Source organism: Streptococcus henryi DSM 19005 (assembly GCF_000376985.1).
Taxonomy (GTDB): domain Bacteria; phylum Bacillota; class Bacilli; order Lactobacillales; family Streptococcaceae; genus Streptococcus; species Streptococcus henryi.
Map to the genome: position 1 here is coordinate 266848 of NZ_AQYA01000037.1, position 21834 is coordinate 288681.

Annotated in this window: 22 protein-coding genes and 1 pseudogene; 21 read left to right on the plus strand and 2 right to left on the minus strand. The window is 39.8% G+C overall.

Annotated elements, in window-relative coordinates; genetic code table 11:
• Positions 1 to 92 precede the first annotated feature (92 nt).
• The 13 genes from F601_RS0111290 (at position 93) to F601_RS0111350 (ending at position 10921) form a co-directional block, all read left to right on the plus strand.
• Positions 93 to 899: a Cof-type HAD-IIB family hydrolase gene (locus F601_RS0111290; RefSeq protein WP_018165790.1), complete on the plus strand. Its 807-nt coding sequence runs from the start codon at positions 93 to 95 to the stop codon at positions 897 to 899.
• A gap of 189 nt (positions 900 to 1088) precedes the next feature.
• Positions 1089 to 1241, plus strand: a complete 153-nt coding sequence (locus F601_RS12975) for a putative holin-like toxin (RefSeq protein ID WP_018165791.1) — start codon at positions 1089 to 1091, stop codon at positions 1239 to 1241.
• Between the two features lie 462 nt (positions 1242 to 1703).
• Positions 1704 to 1805 carry a putative holin-like toxin gene (locus tag F601_RS13405; RefSeq protein WP_018165792.1) on the plus strand — a complete coding sequence of 34 codons (102 nt, stop codon included), beginning with the start codon at positions 1704 to 1706 and terminating at the stop codon, positions 1803 to 1805.
• Positions 1806 to 2112: 307 nt separating this feature from the next.
• Positions 2113 to 3918 (plus strand): excinuclease ABC subunit UvrC, encoded by a 1806-nt coding sequence (gene uvrC / locus F601_RS0111310; RefSeq protein WP_026183207.1) that lies wholly within the window; start codon positions 2113 to 2115, stop codon positions 3916 to 3918.
• A 226-nt stretch (positions 3919 to 4144) separates the two neighbouring features.
• Positions 4145 to 5824: a hypothetical protein gene (locus F601_RS0111315; RefSeq protein WP_040833607.1), complete on the plus strand. Its 1680-nt coding sequence runs from the start codon at positions 4145 to 4147 to the stop codon at positions 5822 to 5824.
• Between the two features lie 158 nt (positions 5825 to 5982).
• Positions 5983 to 6144 carry a hypothetical protein gene (locus F601_RS13575; protein ID WP_248678630.1) on the plus strand — a complete coding sequence of 54 codons (162 nt, stop codon included), beginning with the start codon at positions 5983 to 5985 and terminating at the stop codon, positions 6142 to 6144.
• Positions 6102 to 6308 (plus strand): hypothetical protein, encoded by a 207-nt coding sequence (locus tag F601_RS13580; RefSeq protein WP_018165796.1) that lies wholly within the window; start codon positions 6102 to 6104, stop codon positions 6306 to 6308. Before F601_RS13575 ends, F601_RS13580 begins: the two co-directional genes overlap by 43 nt.
• A 143-nt stretch (positions 6309 to 6451) precedes the next feature.
• The gene (locus F601_RS0111325) at positions 6452 to 7054 is read left to right on the plus strand and encodes a nitroreductase family protein (protein ID WP_018165797.1); all 603 of its coding nucleotides are present in this window, start codon (positions 6452 to 6454) and stop codon (positions 7052 to 7054) included.
• 161 nt (positions 7055 to 7215) lie between these two features.
• Positions 7216 to 7431: a hypothetical protein gene (locus F601_RS0111330; RefSeq protein ID WP_162138192.1), complete on the plus strand. Its 216-nt coding sequence runs from the start codon at positions 7216 to 7218 to the stop codon at positions 7429 to 7431.
• A complete protein-coding gene (gene pepV, locus F601_RS0111335; RefSeq protein ID WP_018165799.1) occupies positions 7421 to 8827 on the plus strand; it encodes a dipeptidase PepV in 1407 nt (468 codons plus the stop codon). The genes F601_RS0111330 and pepV overlap by 11 nt, the downstream gene beginning before the upstream one ends.
• A gap of 68 nt (positions 8828 to 8895) precedes the next feature.
• Positions 8896 to 9480, plus strand: a complete 585-nt coding sequence (locus tag F601_RS0111340) for a uracil-DNA glycosylase family protein (RefSeq protein ID WP_018165800.1) — start codon at positions 8896 to 8898, stop codon at positions 9478 to 9480.
• A 114-nt stretch (positions 9481 to 9594) separates the two neighbouring features.
• A complete protein-coding gene (locus F601_RS0111345) occupies positions 9595 to 10227 on the plus strand; it encodes a nitroreductase family protein (protein ID WP_018165801.1) in 633 nt (210 codons plus the stop codon).
• A 10-nt stretch (positions 10228 to 10237) separates the two neighbouring features.
• Positions 10238 to 10921, plus strand: coding sequence for a type 1 glutamine amidotransferase domain-containing protein (locus F601_RS0111350; RefSeq protein WP_018165802.1), 684 nt, complete (start codon positions 10238 to 10240; stop codon positions 10919 to 10921).
• Between the two features lie 313 nt (positions 10922 to 11234).
• Here the strand turns inward: F601_RS0111350 and mnmE are convergent, their stop codons facing one another.
• Positions 11235 to 12608: a tRNA uridine-5-carboxymethylaminomethyl(34) synthesis GTPase MnmE gene (gene mnmE / locus F601_RS0111355; protein WP_018165803.1), complete on the minus strand. Its 1374-nt coding sequence runs from the start codon at positions 12606 to 12608 to the stop codon at positions 11235 to 11237.
• 284 nt (positions 12609 to 12892) lie between these two features.
• On the opposite strand from mnmE, the gene rpiA reads away from it, so the two are divergent.
• The 6 genes and pseudogenes from rpiA to F601_RS0111385 all read left to right on the plus strand — a co-directional run bounded on the left by rpiA (position 12893) and on the right by F601_RS0111385 (position 18383).
• Positions 12893 to 13567 (plus strand): ribose-5-phosphate isomerase RpiA, encoded by a 675-nt coding sequence (rpiA, locus tag F601_RS0111360; protein WP_018165804.1) that lies wholly within the window; start codon positions 12893 to 12895, stop codon positions 13565 to 13567.
• A gap of 52 nt (positions 13568 to 13619) precedes the next feature.
• On the plus strand, positions 13620 to 14831 hold the full coding sequence (locus F601_RS0111365; protein ID WP_018165805.1) for a phosphopentomutase: 1212 nt from the start codon (positions 13620 to 13622) through the stop codon (positions 14829 to 14831).
• Between the two features lie 88 nt (positions 14832 to 14919).
• Positions 14920 to 15437: pseudogene (locus F601_RS12600) on the plus strand (nucleotidyltransferase family protein).
• A 10-nt stretch (positions 15438 to 15447) separates the two neighbouring features.
• Entirely contained in the window at positions 15448 to 16269 is an 822-nt protein-coding gene (locus F601_RS0111375) for a purine-nucleoside phosphorylase (protein WP_018165807.1), read from the plus strand.
• A gap of 633 nt (positions 16270 to 16902) precedes the next feature.
• Positions 16903 to 17613: a purine-nucleoside phosphorylase gene (gene deoD, locus F601_RS0111380; protein ID WP_018165808.1), complete on the plus strand. Its 711-nt coding sequence runs from the start codon at positions 16903 to 16905 to the stop codon at positions 17611 to 17613.
• Positions 17613 to 18383, plus strand: coding sequence for a hypothetical protein (locus tag F601_RS0111385; protein ID WP_018165809.1), 771 nt, complete (start codon positions 17613 to 17615; stop codon positions 18381 to 18383). Before deoD ends, F601_RS0111385 begins: the two co-directional genes overlap by 1 nt.
• A gap of 62 nt (positions 18384 to 18445) precedes the next feature.
• Here F601_RS0111385 and F601_RS0111390 read toward each other — a convergent pair whose 3' ends face one another.
• The gene (locus F601_RS0111390; RefSeq protein ID WP_026183210.1) at positions 18446 to 19360 is read right to left on the minus strand and encodes a LysR family transcriptional regulator; all 915 of its coding nucleotides are present in this window, start codon (positions 19358 to 19360) and stop codon (positions 18446 to 18448) included.
• A 262-nt stretch (positions 19361 to 19622) separates the two neighbouring features.
• On the opposite strand from F601_RS0111390, the gene cpsA reads away from it, so the two are divergent.
• Together cpsA and cps4B are read left to right on the plus strand one after the other, a co-directional pair.
• Entirely contained in the window at positions 19623 to 21092 is a 1470-nt protein-coding gene (gene cpsA, locus F601_RS0111395; protein WP_026183211.1) for an LCP family glycopolymer transferase CpsA, read from the plus strand.
• Positions 21093 to 21094: 2 nt separating this feature from the next.
• A complete protein-coding gene (cps4B, locus tag F601_RS0111400; RefSeq protein ID WP_018165812.1) occupies positions 21095 to 21826 on the plus strand; it encodes a capsular polysaccharide biosynthesis protein Cps4B in 732 nt (243 codons plus the stop codon).
• The last annotated feature ends 8 nt before the right edge of the window (positions 21827 to 21834 follow it).

The following is a 21834-nucleotide window of genomic DNA, read 5'->3' on the forward strand; positions in this document are numbered from 1 at the left end:
TCTTTATTCTATCCTACGACATTACCGCTAAAGCCTTGCATTACCTAAACGAAAGGCCTATACTCTAAGTAAAGAAGATAGAGGAGGAAAAAATGACAGTAAAAGTAGTAGCAACAGACATGGATGGCACTTTCTTAAACAGTCAAAATGACTATGATAGAGAACGTTTCAATCGTCTTTTTGAAAAAATGCAGAGCAGAGGTATCCGTTTTGTATCCATTAGCGGCAATCAGTATTATCAGATTAAATCCTTCTTTCCAGAATTAGAAGATCAGATTACCTTTGTTGGTGAGAACGGAGCCTATTTCGTTGAAAATGGCGTCTTTCTAAAAAGTCATCGTTTGACGGAAGAAACAGTGCGCATTGTTCTCGATTATTTGAAAGAGAGGGAATTGGATGATGAGTTGGTGCTTTGTGGAGAAGTGGCAGCCTATATCCTCAAAAAATCTTCCCAAAAAGCCAAAGATTTCTTTGCTATTTACTATTATCGTCTTGAGGAAGTAGAGTCATTTGATGTTTTACCAGATGACCACTTTATGAAGTTCTCCTTCAATACACCTGAGGAAGAAACCTTGGAAATTGTAGATAAACTCAATAGTCTCTTAGGCGACCAAGTACAAGCAGTGACCAGCGGTCACGGTAATATTGATGTTATTGCTAAAGGAATCCACAAAGGCTCTGCTATGGCCTATCTCCTTGACCATTGGGGACTCACTCCTGACCAATTGGCAGCCTTCGGTGATGGTGGCAACGATGTGGAAATGCTAGAGCTGGCTAAGTATTTCTATGCCATGGCAAACGGAAGCGACGATGTCAAAGACGCAGCAGCGCATCTTGCTCCATCAAATGATGACAGTGGTGTGATAGCCATGGTGGAAGAGTTGCTAAATGAAAAATAATACCTAAACTTAAACAACAACTACTACTAAATAAGTAAAAAATCTTCTTACAATAGTAGGAAGATTTTTTGGATTCCTAAAATCACTTTGAAAGACTACGCTATTCCAACAATTTTTGGGAATGAATATGTTAAAATAGAGGGGTAGAAAAGTGAAGACGGTGGCTCTGGATTTTCTGAAAGAGGGGTGATGCCTATGGGCAATTCATCAAAATCTGACGGGAAGGAGGAGCATCTTTTGACAGCTTTTGAAGTTGTGCAAACTATTCTAGGCTTTAGTAGTTTTACTATTGCGTTGATTGGCTTGTGCTATAAAATCTTCAAAGATAATGACAAAAAATAATCCGTCCCCACTTTTGCGCGAGTAGGACGGATTAAATCTGTATTACGAGCCACCGTCTTTTTAACGGTTCTGCATTGGAGCTGGATTGCCGTCTAGCTCCTTTTCTATTTTTATTATAACAAATTACTTGTAAAATTCAAATAATCTGTTGATTTTGGAGATTGGTATATGGTATGTGGTATAACATTTACCTGTGGTGCCAGTTGAGAAAGAGTCCCAAATAATATAGCTCTCTTGCTATCAGCTTTAATAGCTGTTAAATATTTATGTGAAGGGGGAATATCAAATTTTGAATATAATACAGAAAATCTTGTTTCTTTTTCTAAATAAAAGGATAGATAAAATCAAATAGCACCAGGGGTAATCTCTTACAGAGAAGTTAAGACGGTGGTTACTTAATCGAAAGGTGGTGGTGCCTATATGCATAGCCAGTAAAATCCTATTAGAAAGGAGTAACCTGATTTGTCAACATTTGAGGTTTTAACACTCATGTTTGTAGCTGGTAACTTTGTTATTGCTCTTATGAAGTTAATCCTTGAATTGGTAAAAATGGCAAAAAAATAGCCGTCCTAACTTTGGCGAGTTGACGAGCTATTTTTTAGTTCTATAAATTCAGCCACCGTCTTAAACGGCTCTGTGTGGGTGTTGTTTGCGCAACGCCCTTTTTCTATCTTCATTCTACCATTATACCCTTAAAAATCAAGTGAAAACTATTTCATCATTTAAGGCAGATTGCTGATTTATTACAATTATTCAAACTTGGAATGACTTTCGGAGCAACAATAAGTCTTCCAAGTTTTTCTTGTTTAAAAACGAATTCTTCAATAGTCTTTTTCAGAAATCTCTGTTGCTTTTTGTTATAATGAAAGTTATGAACGAACTGATTAAACATAAGTTGGAGTTGCTGCCAGACAGTCCTGGCTGCTACATTCACAAGGATAAAAATGGCACCATTATCTATGTCGGCAAGGCCAAGAACTTGAAAAATCGGGTGCGCAGCTATTTCCACGGAAGCCATAATACCAAGACTGAGCTTTTGGTGTCAGAAATCGAGGACTTTGAGTACATCGTGACGGGCTCAAACACAGAAGCCCTGCTCCTTGAAATCAATTTGATTCAGGAGAACATGCCCAAGTACAACATCAAGCTCAAGGATGACAAGTCCTACCCTTTCATCAAGATTACCAAGGAAATCTATCCACGTCTCCTCATCACTCGTCAGGTCAAAAAGGACGGTGGCCTCTATTTTGGTCCCTACCCAGACTCCGGTGCTGCGACAGAAATCAAGCGCTTGTTGGACCGCCTTTTTCCCTTCAAAAAGTGTACCAACCCTGCAAATAAGGTCTGTTTTTACTACCATCTCGGCCAGTGTAACGCCCACACCATTTGCAAGACTGACCAGGACTATTGGGCTGGTCTGACCGAGGATGTCAAGAACTTCCTCAACGGTAAGGACGATAAGATTGTCAATGAGCTGCGCGATAAGATGATGAAGGCATCGGAAGTCATGGAATTTGAGCGAGCAGCTGAATACCGTGATCTCATTGAAGCCGTTAGCCTTCTGAGGACCAAGCAACGTGTGATGAATCAGGACATGATGGACCGAGATATCTTTGGCTATTATGTAGATAAGGGCTGGATGTGTGTCCAGGTTTTCTTTGTTCGTCAAGGGAAACTCATTCAACGCGACGTCAATATGTTCCCTTATTACAATGACCCTGAGGAAGATTTCCTAACCTTCATCGGTCAATTTTACCGCGACAGCAAGCATTTTATTCCCAAAGAAATCTTTATTCCCAAGGACATTGATGAAGATTTGGTTAAGGCCATGGTCAACACTAAAGTCATCAAACCTCAGCGCGGAGAGAAGAAGCAGTTGGTCAATCTGGCCACAAAAAATGCCCGCGTCAGCCTGCAACAAAAATTTGACCTTTTGGAGAAAGACATCAAGAAAACGCATGGTGCCATTGAGAATCTGGGTGATTTGCTCAATATTCCAAAACCTGTCCGCATTGAGGCCTTTGATAACTCCAATATCCAAGGCACCAGTCCCGTTTCTGCCATGGTTGTCTTTGTTGATGGTAAACCTAGCAAGAAAGACTACCGTAAATTCAAAATCAAAACCGTTGTCGGCCCTGATGATTACGCCAGCATGCGAGAAGTCATCTATCGCCGCTACAGCCGAGTGCTCAAGGATGGATTGACACCGCCAGATCTCATTATTATTGATGGTGGACAAGGTCAGGTCAATGTGGCCCGTGATGTCATCGAAAATAAGCTAGGCATGGACATTCCTATCGCTGGCTTGCAGAAAAACGACAAGCACCAAACCCATGAATTGCTTTTCGGAGATCCACTAGAAGTAGTGGAATTGCCTCGAAACTCTGAAGAATTCTTCCTCCTCCACCGCATCCAAGACGAAGTTCACCGCTTTGCTATTACCTTCCACCGCCAGCTACGCTCTAAAAACAGCTTCAGTTCTAAACTAGACGGCATCTCAGGACTTGGACCAAAGCGCAAGCAATTACTGATGAAACATTTCAAGAGCTTGCCAAATATCCAAAAAGCCAGCATCGATGATATTGTCAACTGTGGCATCCCAAGAAATGTGGCGGAGACTATCCAACAAACTTTGAATCAGGAGGAGAAAACAGATGCATCAACTTCAAAGCATTAGCCTTCCTCAGTCAATCAGGTTATGAAAATAATACTGTGTAGATTAGTTTTTAGAATCTATGCAGTATTTTTTTGAATTTATCTAGGGATTCGGATAAGAGAGTAATAATAGCTCATTTTCTGTAATTTATTTGCAATAGTCTAATAAAAGTGTTAAGATGACAAAAAAACTTGGAGGAAGACACTTGAAATCTATCTATCAAAAGACAAAAAGTTGGTTGGGTAACATGAAAGGACTCCCTGTCATTACCATTCTTATCTTTTCATTTTTACTAATCCTCCCTCAAATCATCACAAAAGGGGTTATTGCAGGCAGTGATTTTCTTTTTCACTATAATCGTTTCTATGAAACAGCTATGCAGATTAAGACTGGGAATTTTTCCTATTTTATTTCCCTCTATGGTTTCAACAGTTCTGGTCGCATTGTTAATGCCCTCTATGGCCCCTATTTTGCCTATTTTCAGGGACTTTTGGTTCTCATCAGCAAAAATTGGTTTAGCTACCAGCTCATTTCCCGCTTTTTACTGGGCAGCATGGCAGGTTTCTCCATGTATAGCCTCTTGCGTAGAGCTGGAGTTAGAAAGAAAATTAGTCTGCCCATCGCCCTCCTTTACATAACCACCTTTTCCATCCAATATTGGACCTTGCGACAAGGCTTCTCCAGCTGGGGCGCAGCCTTCATGCCCTGGTGCCTCATCCCAGCCATCGACTTTGTCAAGGACAAGCGCATCAGCATCCCACGCCTAGCCATTTCCGTCGCCCTCATGGTCCAAGTCCACATGCTCAGTGCCTTCTTCCTCATTTGCCTCTACCTGCCATTTTATCTTTACGGCTTTTTCAAGTCCCAGGAAAAAATAGCGGTGCTTTTAAAAGGATTGGCAGCTGCCCTTCTTTCTCTACTATTGTCTAGCAACATCTGGGCTGCGCTGATAGCAGTAGGAAGCAAGAACAATCTGGTTGAGCCCTTTGTCAATTCAAAACTCTACATCATGACTGTCAATCAAAGAAGCATAGAGTGGCTTTTGACGCCATTGCCTTTGCTTGCTTTGGTTCTCTATATCCTCTATTTTGCCTTTCGTCACTGGCGACATTTTGATGACTTTTTGAAAACAGTGATCGGCTCCTTTTTCCTATTTTTAGTCCTATCCAGCAGTATTTTTCCTTGGTATTCTATCAATAAACTCAATCTAGGTTTGGTGAACCTAATTCAGTTTCCATTCAGGTTCTTCATCCCGGCTACTATCCTCTTATTGCTAGCTTTTGCTTTGATTTTGGAACGTTATTTTGATGTCAAGTGGTCACCTACTGTTAACCTCGTCCTTCTTGCCTTAACGTTTATTAGCCTCGCGCACAGTTACAAACTGCAAAATGATAAAATTCAAATCTATTTTTCAAAGACTCCAATAAAACAGCAAAAACATCAAGATACTTGGGGAAATGCTGAAGAGATCAGAGCGGCTTTCCAAAGTTCAGATAAACATGAATTATTGGATTTAATAGCAAAATCAACACCTGACTATTTACCCGCAGAAAAAAATAATAAAGAAAACAAATATAATCTCTATGAACAATTTGTCATTGCGACAACAGACAACTTCCAAAAATCACAAGATGATGGAAGTCTGACCTTGACTTGGACGTCTGACACACAATCTAGAATAAACATTCCAATCGCTAAGTATGCTGATACGCAATTGACCTTAAATGGCGAACCCTTGACTAGCAAAGATTATAGTTTAACAGCCATTGGAACACCAAGGGTGAAACAAGCTATTGGGACAAATACACTGACTGTTACCTATAAAACTAGCTCTTGGTTTTATCCAGTATTATTTAGTAATCTTTTAGCCATAACTGCCACACCACTTTATCTTGCCTATCGGAAGTGGACACACAAAAAAGTATAAGGAGAAGTGACACTTATTATTACTTTTAATATAGGCCTAATCGCCGTGTCTTTATTAATTTTCATTGATAATAATCCAAAAAACCCAATCGGGTTTTTTCTTGTTTTTCGGAATTTTTTGTGCTAATATTGTGGTACAAAAAATCAAGGAGTGCTAGTATGAAAAAAGCTGACTTTCAAGCTAAAGTCGATGCGGTGATGATCGACTGTTACAATCTCTTACTCAATCCTGATATCAAGGATGAGGAGCGTGCGCTTTTATTGCATTCAAACAAGAAATGGAAAATAAACGTGATTTTTCCCGCACAGCCTATCGCTTAGTGCGTGATTTACAGCGCCTCTCACTTAAATATTTGCAAGATAAAAAAGGTTTATCACAACCAGTGCGAGCTTTCTACGATTCTCTCAATCATTTCATGAAAAATGAACTGAGAAATAATGAGATTGCTAAAGGTTTGATTATGGCTTCTGGAATTTGGCTTTAATATATAATGGCTTTAAAAGGATCTATTGACCTTTCTGAAAAGCTCTGCTATTTCCCAAAATAAAATAGGGAAAAGTGATGAAAACTCTTTCAAAAAGTGATAGAATAGAGGAACAAATATATATTAGAAAAGGAAGTTTTGCTATGAAATTTCTAGAACTCAATAAAAAACGTCATGCTATCAAGAGCTTTAATGACAAAGAAGTGGATTTTAAAGATGTGCGTACAGCCATTGAAATTGCCACCCTTGCTCCGAGTGCTAATAATATCCAGCCCTGGAAATTTGTGGTTGTTGAGGAGAAAAAAGCTGAGCTAGCTGCTGGCTTACCTCCTATTAACAAGGATCAGGTTGAACAGGCACAATACGTTATTGCTCTTTTCACTGATACTGACCTTGCTCTTCGCTCACGTAAAATCGCTCGTATTGGACGTAAGAGTTTGCCAGATGACATGATTGGCTACTTTATGGAAACCTTGCCAGCTCGTTTCTCAACTTTTGATGAAAAACAAAAAGGAGAGTATCTCTCGCTTAATGTAGGGATTGTTGCCATGAACTTGGTTCTTGCGCTTACTGACCAAGGCATTGCCTCAAATATGATTCTTGGGTTTGATAAATCAACGACAAATGATATTCTCGGAATCGATAAACGCTTCCGCCCAGAACTCTTGATTACTGTTGGTTATAGCGACCTTAAACCAGAACCAAGTTACCGTATACCAGTTGACGAAATCATTGAACGCCGTTAATTTTTTAAAAAAATAAAAAAGCTAGACCATTGTGTTAACTTAAGAGTATGTTAAAGCCATTCTCTTAAACTAAAGTTGACCTTGTCTAGTTTTGATTTTTGTCGAGTATGTAATATAATAGATGTTAGGATAGAAAGGTAAAGAATACTATGTGGAAAAAAATGTGGTCTAATCAAGAAGTGACAGGAAAAATGATAGCATTATATTTTATAGCACCATTAAGTGCAAGTATCATAAGCACCCTCGTTAATAGCTATTTAGTTGAAAGTATTTGGCTGCGCACTCTTATCTACACAGTCGTGATATTTATAGTATTTGCACTTGGATTCTATCTTAACGAAACACAGAAGGAGAAAAAAGAGAAAAATGACAATTGATTTCAAAGTAGAAGTCGAAAAACGTAAAGAAGCCATGATGGAAGACTTGTTTAGTCTGCTTCGCATCAACTCAGAACGCGACGATTCACAAGCAGATGACAAGCATCCATTTGGACCTGGTCCAGTTAAAGCCTTGGAACACTTCTTGGCAATGGCAGAGCGCGATGGTTACAAAACACGTAATATTGATAATTATGCCGGTGACTTTGAGTTTGGCCAAGGCGATGAAGTTCTCGGAATCTTCGCACACTTGGACGTTGTTCCTGCAGGTAGCGGCTGGGATACAAACCCTTACGAGCCAGTTATCAAAGACGGCAAACTCTTTGCGCGTGGCTCTTCAGATGACAAAGGCCCAACAATGGCTTGTTACTATGCCCTAAAAATCATTAAAGACCTTGGTCTCCCAATCTCTAAAAAAGTTCGCTTTATCGTGGGAACTGACGAAGAATCGGGCTGGGGCGATATGGACTACTACTTTGCCCACAACGGCCTCAAAGACCCTGACTTTGGCTTCTCACCTGACGCTGAGTTCCCAATCATCAACGGTGAAAAAGGTAACATCACTGAATACCTCCATTTTGCCGGTGATAATAGCGGAGCTTTCACCTTGCTTAGTTTTGCTGGCGGACTGCGTGAGAACATGGTACCAGAATCAGCAACCGCAGCCTTCACAGCAGATGCAGCACTAGCAGACCTACAAGAAAACCTGAATGCATTCACTCAAGAGCAGGGCGTGACAGCTGAATTGACAGAAGAAAATGGCGTATTCAAGCTCACTCTTATCGGTAAGTCAGCTCACGGTTCAACACCAGAAGCAGGTGTCAACGGGGCAACTTACTTGGCTAAATTCCTCAATCAGTTTGCCTTCGAAGGAGCTGCTAAAGCCTACCTTGATATCACAGGAAATGTCCTTCATCAAGACTTTGCGGCAGAAAAATTAGGTGTAGCCTACACAGATGATAAAATGGGTGCCCTCAGCATGAACGCTGGTGTCTTCAGCTTTGATAAAGAATCAGATGATAGCACCATCGCCCTTAATTTCCGTTACCCACAAGGTACAGATGCACAGACCATCAAAGCTGGTCTTGAGAAGTTAGAAGGCATCACAAAAGTGACGCTTTCTGAACATGAACACACACCACACTACGTTCCAGTTGATGATCCATTGGTAGCCACACTCTTGTCTGTTTATGAAAAACAAACAGGTCTCAAAGGTCATGAACAAATCATCGGTGGCGGGACTTTCGGACGCTTGCTTAAACGTGGCGTTGCCTACGGAGCTATGTTCCCAGGTTATGTCAACACCATGCACCAAGCAAACGAATTTGCAGAAGTCGAAGACCTCTACCGCGCAGCTGCCATTTACGCAGAAGCTATCTATGAATTGATTAAATAATAAGATGAGAAGGCAGGGCAACCTGTCTTTTCGACTACAGCTAGGCTTTCAATCAAAAAGGAGAACTTATGGACACACTGCAATCAATCATAACTGATATTATGGCAGATGAAGAGAATGCTTCTTACACAAAGCAAGGCATCGAACCTCTCTTCACAGTTCCTAGTACTGCCCGTATTAACATAGTTGGTCAGGCTTCAGGCATTCGAGCTCAGGAATCTAAGCTCTACTGGAATGATCCTAGTGGTGACAATTTACGTAAGTGGATGGGCGTTGATCGTGAAACCTTTTATGAGTCAGGTCTTTTTGCGGTGGTTCCCATGGACTTTTATTTTCCGGGAGCTGGGAAATCAGGTGACTTGCCTCCACGTCCTGGATTTGCGGCAAAGTGGCATGAGAGGGTGCTGGCCCTTGCACCAGACATCGAGTTGACTTTACTTATCGGAAACTATGCGCAGCATTATTATCTAAAACAAAAAAAGTCAGCCAAATTAACTGAAACTGTTCAGAATTATAAGGATTATCTACCAGATTTCTTTCCTCTGGTCCATCCTTCACCACGCAATAATGTATGGCAGGTCAAAAATCCTTGGTTCATGGATCAAGTGGTACCTGATTTGCAGAAATTGATCAAGCAGATTATTAAAAAATGATTAAAGACGAACTTTCAGTTCAAATAGTTGCATTCCGTTTCCTACTGTAATATAATTACTCCATTATTTAAAAACACAGTTGAATGCTGTGTTTTTGTTTTGGAGGAAGTCTAAATGACACAAGTAACAAATAATTTTTCAGAGCTCACTTTTGGGCGCCGTTCAGTCCGTTCATTTGATACATCTGTAAAAATTTCACACGAAGAAATGTTAGAAATGATTGATGAAGCTGTTAAAGCACCATCATCAGTTAACATGCAGCCTTGGCGTTTTGTCATCGCAGAGAGCGATGAAGCTAAAGCAATTTTGAAACCACTTATCCGTTTCAATACTTTGCAAAATGAGACATCATCAGCCATGGTGCTAGTTTTTGGAGATATGAAGAGCCAAGAACGTGCTGAAGAAATCTATGGTAAAGCTGTTGCTGAAGGCAAGATGCCGGAGGAAGTAAAAGAGCAGCAATTGGCAACTATTGTTCCAATGTATGATAATTCACCAAAAGAAGTTATGAATGACATCGTTCACATTGATGCTAGCCTAGCTGCTATGCAATTGATGTTGGTTGCGCGTGCACACGGTTATGACACCAATCCAATCGGTGGTTTTGAAAAAGATCAGTTGGCACAGGCTTTTGGTCTTGATCCTGAACGCTATATTCCTGTTATTATCTTGGCTATCGGAAAAGCAAAAGATGCAGGCTACCCATCTGTTCGTCTTGATGCTTCAGAAGTGACAAGTTTTAAATAAGGAGCGATTCATGACAAAAGCACTAATTGTATTAACAAACGTTGAAAAATATAGCCCATCAAACCGCCCAACTGGACTTTGGTTGGGAGAATTAACACATTTCTATGAACACATGGACAAAGCTGGTGTAGAGGTTGACTTTGTTAGCCCACTGGGAGGCTATGTACCCCTTGATCCGCACAGCATGAGCTTCCTAAATGAAACGGATTTGCATTACTATAATAATCGCGATTTTGTTTCAAAAGCCCTTGCAAATACCAAAAAGCCTGAAGAAATCAATTCATCAGACTATGATTTTATCTACTATACTGGTGGACATGGAACTATGTGGGATTTTCCTGAAAATGCAGAGCTCGCTAAGATTGCGTCTGACATCTATCAAAATGGCGGAATTATTTCGGCAGTTTGTCATGGTGTTGTCGGCCTTCTTCCTATTATGGATGAAAATGGCAGAGCTTTGATTGCAGGAAAGACTGTCACAGGTTTCACCAATGAAGAAGAAGATATGAATGGTACAACTGACATCGTACCATATTTGACAGAAGATGTTCTCAAAGACAAAGGTGCAAATTATGAGAAAGAAGCAGCTTTTTCACCAGTTGTACGCGTTGACGGTCGCTTGATGACAGGTCAAAATCCACAATCAGCTGGCTTACTCGGAAAAACAGTTGTAGAAGCACTTGGACTAAAATAATTTATAAAAAAAGAAACTCCATCTCTCGTTCACAATATAATTGGACGGAAGAGCTGAGTTTCTTTTTTTTGGTTTATACTCCTTTATAATCAAAACGATACATTGTCATACTCAATGAAAATCAAAATTTGAGGAGCAAGCCGACGCAGATATACCTAAGGGTAGGTAAGAAGGCTTAAGGATCTATCATTTTGATTTTCGAAGAGTATCAGCTTCGACTTGCCATAGACCAGTATAGCCTTCGCCTAACTTCCTCATCTGATTTTATTTGAGTATTACAGTAAAACCACTAGCAAAAACTAGTGGCTTTATTTTATTTACCAAGACAGAATTGGCTAAAGAGTTGTGTAATTAGTTCATCAGGGGCAGCATCCCCGGTGATTTCACCAAGGATTTCCCATGTACGGGTCATATCAACTTGGAGCAGATCAACTGGCATGCCCAATTCAAGTCCTTCGTTAACAGCCTGCAAACTCTGCACCGCTTTTTCAATCAGAGAAATATGGCGGGCATTTGAAAGGTAAGTAGCATCTTGTTCAACGATTCCAGCATTATCAAAGAAGAGTTGGTTGATGCGGTCTTCAATTTGATCAATGTTTTGGTTTTCAAGAACAGAAATTCGGATGACATCGGCAGGCAATTCATGGGCCTTGATTTGTTCAGGTAAATCTGTTTTGTTGAGGAGGATGATACGGTTGCTGTCCTTGCTCAATTCAAGCAGAGTACGGTCTTGCTCAGTCAATGGTTCAGAGGCGTTAAGAACAAGAAGAACCAAATCAGCTTCATTAAGTGCTTTTTTGGAGCGTTCAACACCAATTTTTTCTACAACGTCGTCAGTTTCACGGATACCAGCGGTATCAACCAATTTCAATGGTACACCCTTGATGTTGACATATTCTTCAATAACGTCACGGGTCGTCCCTGCAATATCAGTAACAATGGCTTTATCTTCACGCAAGAGATTGTTGAGAAGGCTTGATTTACCAACGTTTGGACGACCGATGATTGCAGTTGAAAGTCCTTCACGAAGGATTTTGCCCCGTTTTGCGGTGCGCAGCAAATTTTCCAAAAGGGTCTGGAACTCTTCAGTTTTCTCACGCATGAGAGCAGTGGTCATTTCCTCAACGTCATCGTATTCAGGATAGTCGATGTTAACTTCAACTTGTGCTAAAGTGTTGAGGATTTCTTGACGGGTGTTATCGATAAGGTCTTTGAGAGAACCATCAAGTTGTTTAACTGCAATATTCATGGCCTTATCAGTTTTGGCACGGATGATGTCCATGACAGCTTCGGCCTGAGTCAAGTCCACACGACCATTGAGAAAGGCACGCTTAGTGAACTCACCAGGCTCTGCCATTCTTGCGCCTTGGCGCAAAATCAGTTGCAGAATCTCGTTGGTTACAGCAACCCCACCGTGGGTATTGATTTCAATGATGTCCTCGCGCGTGAAAGTCTTAGGCGCACGCATAACGCCCACCATAACCTCATCCAAAATCTCATCCTTTTCAGCATCGAGGATGTGGCCATAATTGAGGGTATGAGATGCTACTTGGGTCAAATCCTTACCCTTGAAGATTTTTTGGGCAATAGCTAGCGCATCAGAACCAGAAATCCTGACAATCCCGATAGCCCCCTCACCAAGAGGCGTAGAAATAGCAGTAATGGTATCAAATTCTTTGGTAATCATAATGTTTTCCTTGTATAAATTGATATCAATTGAATAAAGGCATGAATGAAATCCATACAAATAAAATCAATTGACGATTTTTAATCATACCTGTATTGTAACCTAAATTGACCAAGCAATCAAACCTTTAATTCAAGCAAAGTTAGTAAATGTATCCAAAACTGAAGGTGCTAAAACCTGTTGATCTATCTTGGCTCTACTCTACAGAAATTGTTTCCAAAATCCGAACAAGTCATGGTATAATAGTTAATTAGAGAGTATATCTCAAATTTCTGGAGGTAATCATGGAAGAACTCAAAAAAATCGCTGGTGTGACAGCTGCGCAATATGTCAAAGACGGCATGATTGTTGGACTCGGGACTGGTTCAACGGCTTATTATTTTGTTGAAGAAATTGGTCGTCGTGTCAATGAAGAAGGCCTTGAAGTCGTTGGTGTTACAACGTCAAGTCAAACAACAGCACAAGCTGAATCACTCGGTATTCCTTTGAAATCTGTTGATGATATTGATGTCATCGATGTCACAGTTGATGGTGCTGACGAAGTTGATACAGCCTTCAATGGTATTAAAGGTGGCGGCGGAGCCCTTCTTATGGAAAAAATTGTTGCAACGCCAACAAAGGAATATATCTGGGTTGTTGATGAATCTAAGATGGTTGAAAAACTAGGAGCCTTTAAATTGCCAGTTGAAGTGGTTCAGTATGGTGCTGAACGCATCTTCCGCCAATTTGAAGCTAAAGGATACAAACCATCATTTAGAGAAAAAGATGGTGTTCGTTTTGTCACTGATATGAAAAACTACATCATTGACTTGGATCTTGGTGTTATTGAAAATCCTGTTACTTTCGGAAATGAACTAAAGGCTATGACAGGGATTGTAGAACACGGTCTTTTCAACGGCATGGTTAATAAAGTCATTGTTGCTGGAAAAGATGGTGTTAAAATCCTAGAAGCAAAATAAATTTTTTATAGGTTTTGGGTGCTAACCGTAACCACCCTTAGAAGGATAAAAAATGTCTAAATTTAATCGTATTCACTTAGTTGTGCTTGATTCAGTTGGTATTGGAGCTGCTCCAGATGCCAATAACTTTGTCAATGCTGGCGTACCAGATGGCGCATCTGACACATTGGGTCATATTTCTAAAACAGTTGGACTTAATGTTCCAAATATGGCAAAAATCGGTCTTGGAAATATTCCACGCGAAACGCCACTAAAAACAGTTCCAGCAGAAGCTAACCCAACGGGATATGTGACAAAACTCGAAGAAGTCTCACTTGGTAAGGATACTATGACAGGTCACTGGGAAATCATGGGACTTAACATTACTGAACCATTTGATACATTCTGGAATGGCTTCCCAGAAGAAATTTTGACTAAAATCGAAGAGTTTTCAGGTCGCAAAGTTATTCGTGAAGCTAACAAACCTTATTCTGGAACAGCCGTCATCGATGACTTTGGTCCCCGTCAAATGGAAACTGGCGAGTTGATTATCTACACATCAGCTGACCCAGTTCTTCAAATCGCAGCTCACGAGGACATCATTCCTCTTGATGAACTCTATAAAATCTGCGAATATGCGCGCAGCATTACCCTAGACCGTCCAGCCCTTTTGGGACGTATCATCGCCCGCCCTTATGTCGGTGAGCCAGGCAACTTCACGCGTACAGCTAACCGTCGTGACCTTGCCGTGTCACCATTCGAAGACACTGTTCTTAATAAATTGGCTGACGCTGGTGTACCAACTTATGGTGTTGGTAAAATCAATGACATCTTTAATGGTTCAGGGATTACCAACGACATGGGCCACAACAAATCAAACAGCCATGGTATGGATACTTTGATTAAAACGATGGGCTTGCCAGAGTTCACAAAAGGTTTCTCATTTACTAACCTTGTTGATTTCGATGCCCTTTATGGCCACCGTCGTAACGCCCACGGTTACCGCGACTGCCTCCATGAATTTGACGAGCGCCTTCCAGAAATCATGGCTGCTATGAAAGAAGATGACCTTCTCCTCATCACGGCTGACCACGGAAATGACCCAACATACGCAGGAACAGACCACACACGTGAGTACATTCCACTCCTTGCTTACAGCCCAGCCTTGACTGGCAATGGTGTCATCCCACAAGGACACTTTGCCGACATCTCAGCAACCATCGCTGAAAACTTTGGTGTTGATACAGCCATGATTGGAGAGAGCTTCCTCAAGCACTTGATTTAAGGTTTTCATGGAAATAGCAGAGCAGATAGGAGGATTTATGTCTCAAGAAGTTGAAAAAGTTGAGTGCTTAATTAGTGAAATCAATTAGTTGCACACTAAATTTTTCGAAGACTATTTCAATCCTGACAAAATCAGCACCAATAACCTAGCTCTGCCAATCCTTAGAGTCCCAAAAGAACATATTCTCTCCTATCGCCTGAATTTGCATGAGTCCATTAATGACTATCTTTACCGTGCAGATGTCAAGGATATTAATTTCTATTACCGCGTAAAAACAGGAGAGTCTATTTTAGACAAAATTGAACGCTATCAAGCGAGACAAACAAAGTACCCTGTCAATAATATCTTGAATGATATTTTTGGAGCACGAATGATTCTCAATTCAGACGATATCGCTTTGATTATATCGAAATTAGATGACTGGAAAGAGCAATACGGACTAAAAAATTGGTATCTTAGGGATGTAGAGGATATGTAGGGATTCATATCTATTTTAAAAATGCCTCTAATTTTTATTATCCTTGGGAGTTGCAACTATGGGATGAGAAAGATGCAGAGTCAAATATAGAAAGCCATCTAAAATACAAACGAAATTTCGTCAAATAAGGAAAAAACTATGACTGAAGAATTAACATTACTTGAAAAAATTGAAGAAGCTCGCCACTTCCTAAAATGGCGCGGTTGCGACCAACCAGAATTTGGATTAATTCTAGGATCTGGCTTGGGAGAATTAGCTGAAGAAATCACAGATTCTATCACTGTTGACTACAAAGACATTCCACACTGGGGCGTGTCAACAGTAGCAGGACATGCTGGCAAATTAGTATACGGAAATCTTGGCGGACACAAAGTCCTTGCCCTTCAAGGTCGTTTCCACTACTATGAAGGAAATCCTATGGAAGTCGTGACATTCCCGGTTCGTGTCATGAAAGCACTTGGTTGTGAAGGTGTTATCGTAACTAACGCAGCTGGAGGAATTGGCTACGGTCCAGGCACCCTTATGGCCATTACTGATCACATCAATATGACAGGAACCAATCCATTAATCGGTCCAAACTTGGATGATTTCGGACCACGCTTCCCAGACATGTCTAAAGCCTACACACCAGAATACCGTCAAATTGCTCATCAAGTAGCTGAAAAATCAGGAATCAAATTGGACGACGGTGTTTACATTGGAGTATCAGGACCAACTTACGAAACACCAGCAGAAATCCGCGCCTTCAAGACACTAGGAGCTGATGCAGTTGGCATGTCAACAGTGCCAGAAGTTATCGTGGCAGCCCACTCAGGCCTTAAAGTACTTGGAATCTCAGCTATCACTAACCACGCAGCTGGCTTCCAAGAAGAACTCAACCACGAAGAAGTAGTAGAAGTCACACAACGCATCAAAGAGGACTTCAAAGGACTAATTAAAGCTATTTTGGCTGAATTGTAATATGAAATAAGCAACTTGACTATTTACTAACCTTTTATATTGTTTATGATTTTATGCTCAATCATTTTGCAAGACCTATTGCTCCCTATGATGAAGTATAGGAATGATAGTATCCAAGAATAAAAGATTTGTAAAGCGTCAGCTTATCAAGCGGTCGAAGACCGCTATTGGCGACGCAGTCGCCCTAACCGACAGTTTCCGTCGTAGCGATAGCCAGATAAGTGAACTTATCCGGCAGGGAAATTGAGAGACTCTGGCTCTCAATTTAGCCATGGAATTCCGAAGGAAGTCGCTGGCACCCCACGCTAGTTAAGGGAATTGTCAAAAGAAAAAAAGAAAAAACAAAAGAAAGGCTAGAGGGTTGAGTTTTCAGATTTGAACTCGGGCTAGAGACCTCTGACTTTCGAATAATAAAATAAAAAGAAAGGTAAGGTCACCGTATTTAGGAAACTGAATACGGTCGGAAAGCTCCTTTCAAACACTATAAATTAAAAGAAAGGCTGGAGGGCCGAGTTTTCAGATTTGAACTCGGGCTAGAGACTGTGCAAAAAAGATAAATCTTCTTAGACGCAAGCGTCGTCATCAGATTTCCTATTTTTGCTTTGTCTCTTTAACGCCCTCTGTATCATTATTATGAGTATTCATATTGAAGCTAAGCAAGGCGAAATCGCTGACAAAATTCTTCTTCCGGGAGATCCTTTGCGTGCAAAATTTATTGCTGAAAACTTCCTTGAAGATGCGGTATGTTTTAATAACATCCGTGGTATGCTTGGATACACTGGTACATACAAAGGCCACCGTGTTTCTGTAATGGGAACTGGTATGGGGATGCCATCTATCTCTATCTATGCGCGTGAGCTTATTGTTGACTACGGAGTGAAAAAACTCATCCGTGTTGGAACTGCAGGTTCTATTGATCCAGATGTTCACGTACGTGAATTGGTTCTTGCTCAAGCAGCGGCAACCAACTCTAATATCATCCGAAATGATTTTCCAGAGTATGATTTCCCACAAATTGCAGATTTCAAACTTTTGGACACTGCTTTTCATATTGCCCAAGACTTAGGCATGACAACACACGTTGGAAGCGTCTTGTCATCAGATGTTTTCTATTCAAACATGCCAGAACGTAATATGAAATTGGGAACACTTGGTGTTAAAGCTATCGAAATGGAAGCAGCTGCACTTTACTATCTTGCTGCTCAGCACCATGTTCAAGCGCTTGGAATCATGACTATCTCTGACAGTCTTGTTCACCCAGAAGAGGACACGACAGCAGAAGAGCGTCAAACAACCTTTACTGACATGATGACTGTCGGTCTTGAAACATTGATTGCTGACTAATGAAAGATTCATATAAGCACATAGGCATCCTTTTGGATGTCTATGCTTATAATCACGCCTGGAAAATAGCAGAGCATATGCCAGATTTTCCAGAGCAGTCACGTTATCTTCTGGAAATGTTGAAAGAGCGCAGAGAACTAAATATTGATTTTGTCTTTGAACATGAAGCAGAAAATCATGAAATCAAGGAAATGTATGGTTTCTCACTGATTTCAAATTCATGGGAAGAGGAGCTTTTGGCCAATTACATCATGGACTTAGAAGCTAAAGTCAAAAATGGAGATATCATTGATTTTGTCAGGGCAGTCAGCCCAATTCTCTATCGTCTCTTTTTCCGTCTTTTGAAAGATGAGATTCCTGATATCAAATCTTTTATTCATGATACAAAGAACGAACAATATGATACCTGGTTCTTCATGAAAATGAAGCAAAGCAATTATCCAATATTTGAAAAATACCTAAAGGTAAAACGTGAAGGTAAAGTCACTTCAAAAAGCTTAGTTGAGCTCCTACAGTTTACAAGGTTGCCTAAAAGTATCAAAAAATTGGCAGTGGAACTCAGAAATTTTGAAAAATCGGTTCGAAATCCTTTAGCTCATCTCATTAAGCCCTTTGACGAAGAAGAGTTGCATCGGACAACTAATTTCTCATCTCAAACCTTTCTAAATAAAATTATCCAGTTAGCCCAGTACTCTGGTATCAACTATAATAGGAAGACATTTTATTATGATCAAGTGAATGAGATTATAAAAGAAGGCTTGTCTCGCTAGTTTTGTGAAATGGTATAAAAAAGTCCCAACTTGTAAAACAAGTTAAAGACTTTTCTTCTATATTAATGCTTAGCGTCGAATTTGACTTCATCTAAGAGATAGTCGATGAAACGTTCTCCCATTTTAGAGAGGTTAGCCTTCTCGTGGCGAATGTAGACGATGTCAATCATATCTTCAACATCAAGTGGGATTGAAACGATATCATCGCCATTCAAGTTGCTGTTCAAAATTCCGGTTGCGATGGTATAACCATCTAGTCCAATCAGGAGATTGAAGAGGGTGGCGCGGTCACTGACGACGATTGATTTTTTATGGGGAACTTGAGACATGATTTCTTCTGAGAAATAGAAGGAGTTGTGAATCCCTTGGTCATAACTGAGGTAAGGGAAATCTTCCAAATCTTCAAGTGTCACTATATCACGATTAGCTAGCGGATTTTTTTTGCTGACGAAGATGTGGGGGCGCGTGCGGAAGAGGCTTGTGTAAGTTAGATGGTTGTCATCGAACATTTTTGTCAGGACATCACGGTTGTAGCTATTAAGAAAGAGCACACCGATTTCTGACCTGAAGTTTTTGACGTCATCGATAATTTCATAGGTTCTTGTCTCACGCAAAAAGAGTTCATATTGTGACATATCTGTCCCTTTTAATAAGGAAACAAAAGCATTAACAACGAAGGCATAGTGCTGAGCTGACACACTGAAAAGTTCGCGACTGTTATTCTTGCTCTTGTAGCGTTCCTCTAAAAGTGCTGTTTGTTCGACAACTTGACGAGCATATGATAGAAATTCGACACCATCTTTAGTGAGAGTAATCCCCTTTGGATTACGAATAAAGATATCGATTCCCATCTCACGTTCTAAATCGCGAACGGCATTTGAGAGGCTAGGTTGTGTGATAAAAAGTTGTTTAGCAGCCTCATTCATGCTGCCAGTTTCTACTATTTTAATAATGTAATGTAACTGTTGAATTCTCATAACCTTAGTTTAGCTCAAAAAACTAAAAGTGGCAAGCTTTTCAAGTAAAGTGCTGAGAAAACCCTTTATATGAAATGTGTTACTAAAATGTAACAATAGTCGTCACCTCTACAGAAAGCGTTGTCAACGCTGGTGTAGTAAGGTTTTCTATTAATTCTTTAATAATTAGTAAATTGTTTGAACCTTTACGGATTTGAAAAAAAATTGTGAAAATGTTATATTAATAACATATTTAAGAAAAAATTAAGAAATGGAGCCTGATATGGCAAGTAGATCTAGAAGTCGAAAACAAACAAAAAGTGGTTTAGGAACGTGGAGAATTGTAAACGGAGCATTGCTAGCACTCTTTACTATTCTTAGTGGCATCGCAATCTATCAGATGTATCGGTATAATTTCCTAGCTTTTCGAAATCTCAATCTTATTTACACAGCAGTAGTTATTGTCGTTTTCCTATTAGCAACCCTTTTAATTGTTTTGAAGAAAGCAAAGATTCTTACTAGCTTAATTTTGATTCTCTTTACATTAGTATCATCATTGATGCTTTATGGATTTACTTCAACAGTCAATGTAACGGCTAAGTTGAACGAGACAGCTTCTTATTCAGAAACACAAATGAGTGTAGTTGTCCCAGTTGACAGTTCTATCTCAGATGTTAGTGAGCTCACTAGTCTTCAAGCACCGACAGATGCTGATGGGAGCAACATTTCAAGCCTTATTAATCAAATCAGAACGGATAAAGGTCTTGAATTAACTACTGAAAAAACAGCTTCATATCAGGAATCATATGAAAACCTAATGGCTAACAAATCTCAGGCTATGGTACTTAATAGTGCCTATTCAAGCTTGTTGGAATTGTCTTACCCAGATTATGAATCAACTTTGAAGACTATTTATACTTATACAGTAACTAAACAAGTTAACAATGAAGCTAAACCAGCTGATAGTAATATCTTCAATATTTATATCAGTGGTATTGATACTTACGGGTCAATTTCGACAGTTTCACGTTCAGATGTAAATATCATCATGACTGTTAATATGAACACACATAAAATTCTCTTAACAACAACACCACGTGACTCTTATGTTCAAATTCCAAATGGCGGAGCTAATCAATATGATAAGCTAACACATGCTGGAATTTATGGTGTTGAAACATCAGAACAAACGCTTGAAAATCTTTATGGTATTGATATTGATTACTACGCTCGAATCAATTTCACATCATTCTTGACTCTTATTGACTTGCTAGGTGGTGTGGAAGTTTATAATGACCAAGCTTTTACCGCCTATACAAATAAGAATTATACTTTCGAAGTAGGAAATGTTACATTAGGTAGTGGTGAAGCTGCCTTAGCCTTTGTTAGGGAACGTTATTCCCTTCAAGGTGGGGATAATGATCGTGGAAAAAATCAAGCTAAAGTAATTGCAGCTATTATTAATAAGTTGACATCAATAAACTCTTTGTCAAACATTACTAGTATCGTAGATGGGATTCAATCTTCGATTCAAACAAATATGCCATTAGAAGCGATTATGTCTCTTGCTAATACGCAGATGTCTTCAGGAAGTCAGTTTGAAGTGACCTCGCAAGCAGTAACAGGAACTGGCTCTACTGGACAATTGACATCATATGCTATGCCTACGGCAAGTCTCTATATGATGCAGTTAGATCAAAGTAGTGTTTCTACAGCTTCGCATGCTATCAAAAATATTATGGAAGGAAATTAGACATGATTGATATTCATTCACATATTATTTTTGATGTTGATGACGGTCCAAATACAATTGAAGAAAGTTTGGACCTCATTGCTGAAAGCTACGCCCAAGGTGTTAGAAGTATTGTAGCTACATCCCACCGTCGTAAAGGCATGTTTGAAACAGCTGAAGAAAAAATTCTCATAAACTTTAATATGTTAAAAGAAGAAGTAAGCAAACGTTACGATGATTTAACGCTTTACTATGGTGGTGAGCTCTATTATACAAATGAAATCCCAGAAAAGTTGAATCAAGGTCTTGTTCCACGAATGAATGGAACAAGATTTGCCTTGGTTGAATTTAGTATGAATACTCCATGGAAAGAAATTCATACTGGTCTCAGTAAAGTTCTTATGCAGGGCGTAACTCCTGTTATCGCTCATATCGAGAGGTACAATGCCCTAGAATTTAATAAAGAGCGTGTAAAAGAATTAATTGACATGGGCTGTTATACCCAAATAAACAGTGCTCATGTTTTAAAACCAAAACTTTTCGGTGACAAATACAAAGTTTTTAAAAAGCGCGCTAGGTACTTTTTGGAAGAAAATATTGTACACTGCGTAGCTAGTGATATGCACAATACAGATGAACGAAAACCATATATGAAAGATGCATATCAAATTATTTTTAAGGATTATGGCAAGAAGCGTGCCCATGATCTCTTTAAAGATAACCCACAGACATTATTAGAAAATAACTATTTATAGGAGAAAAC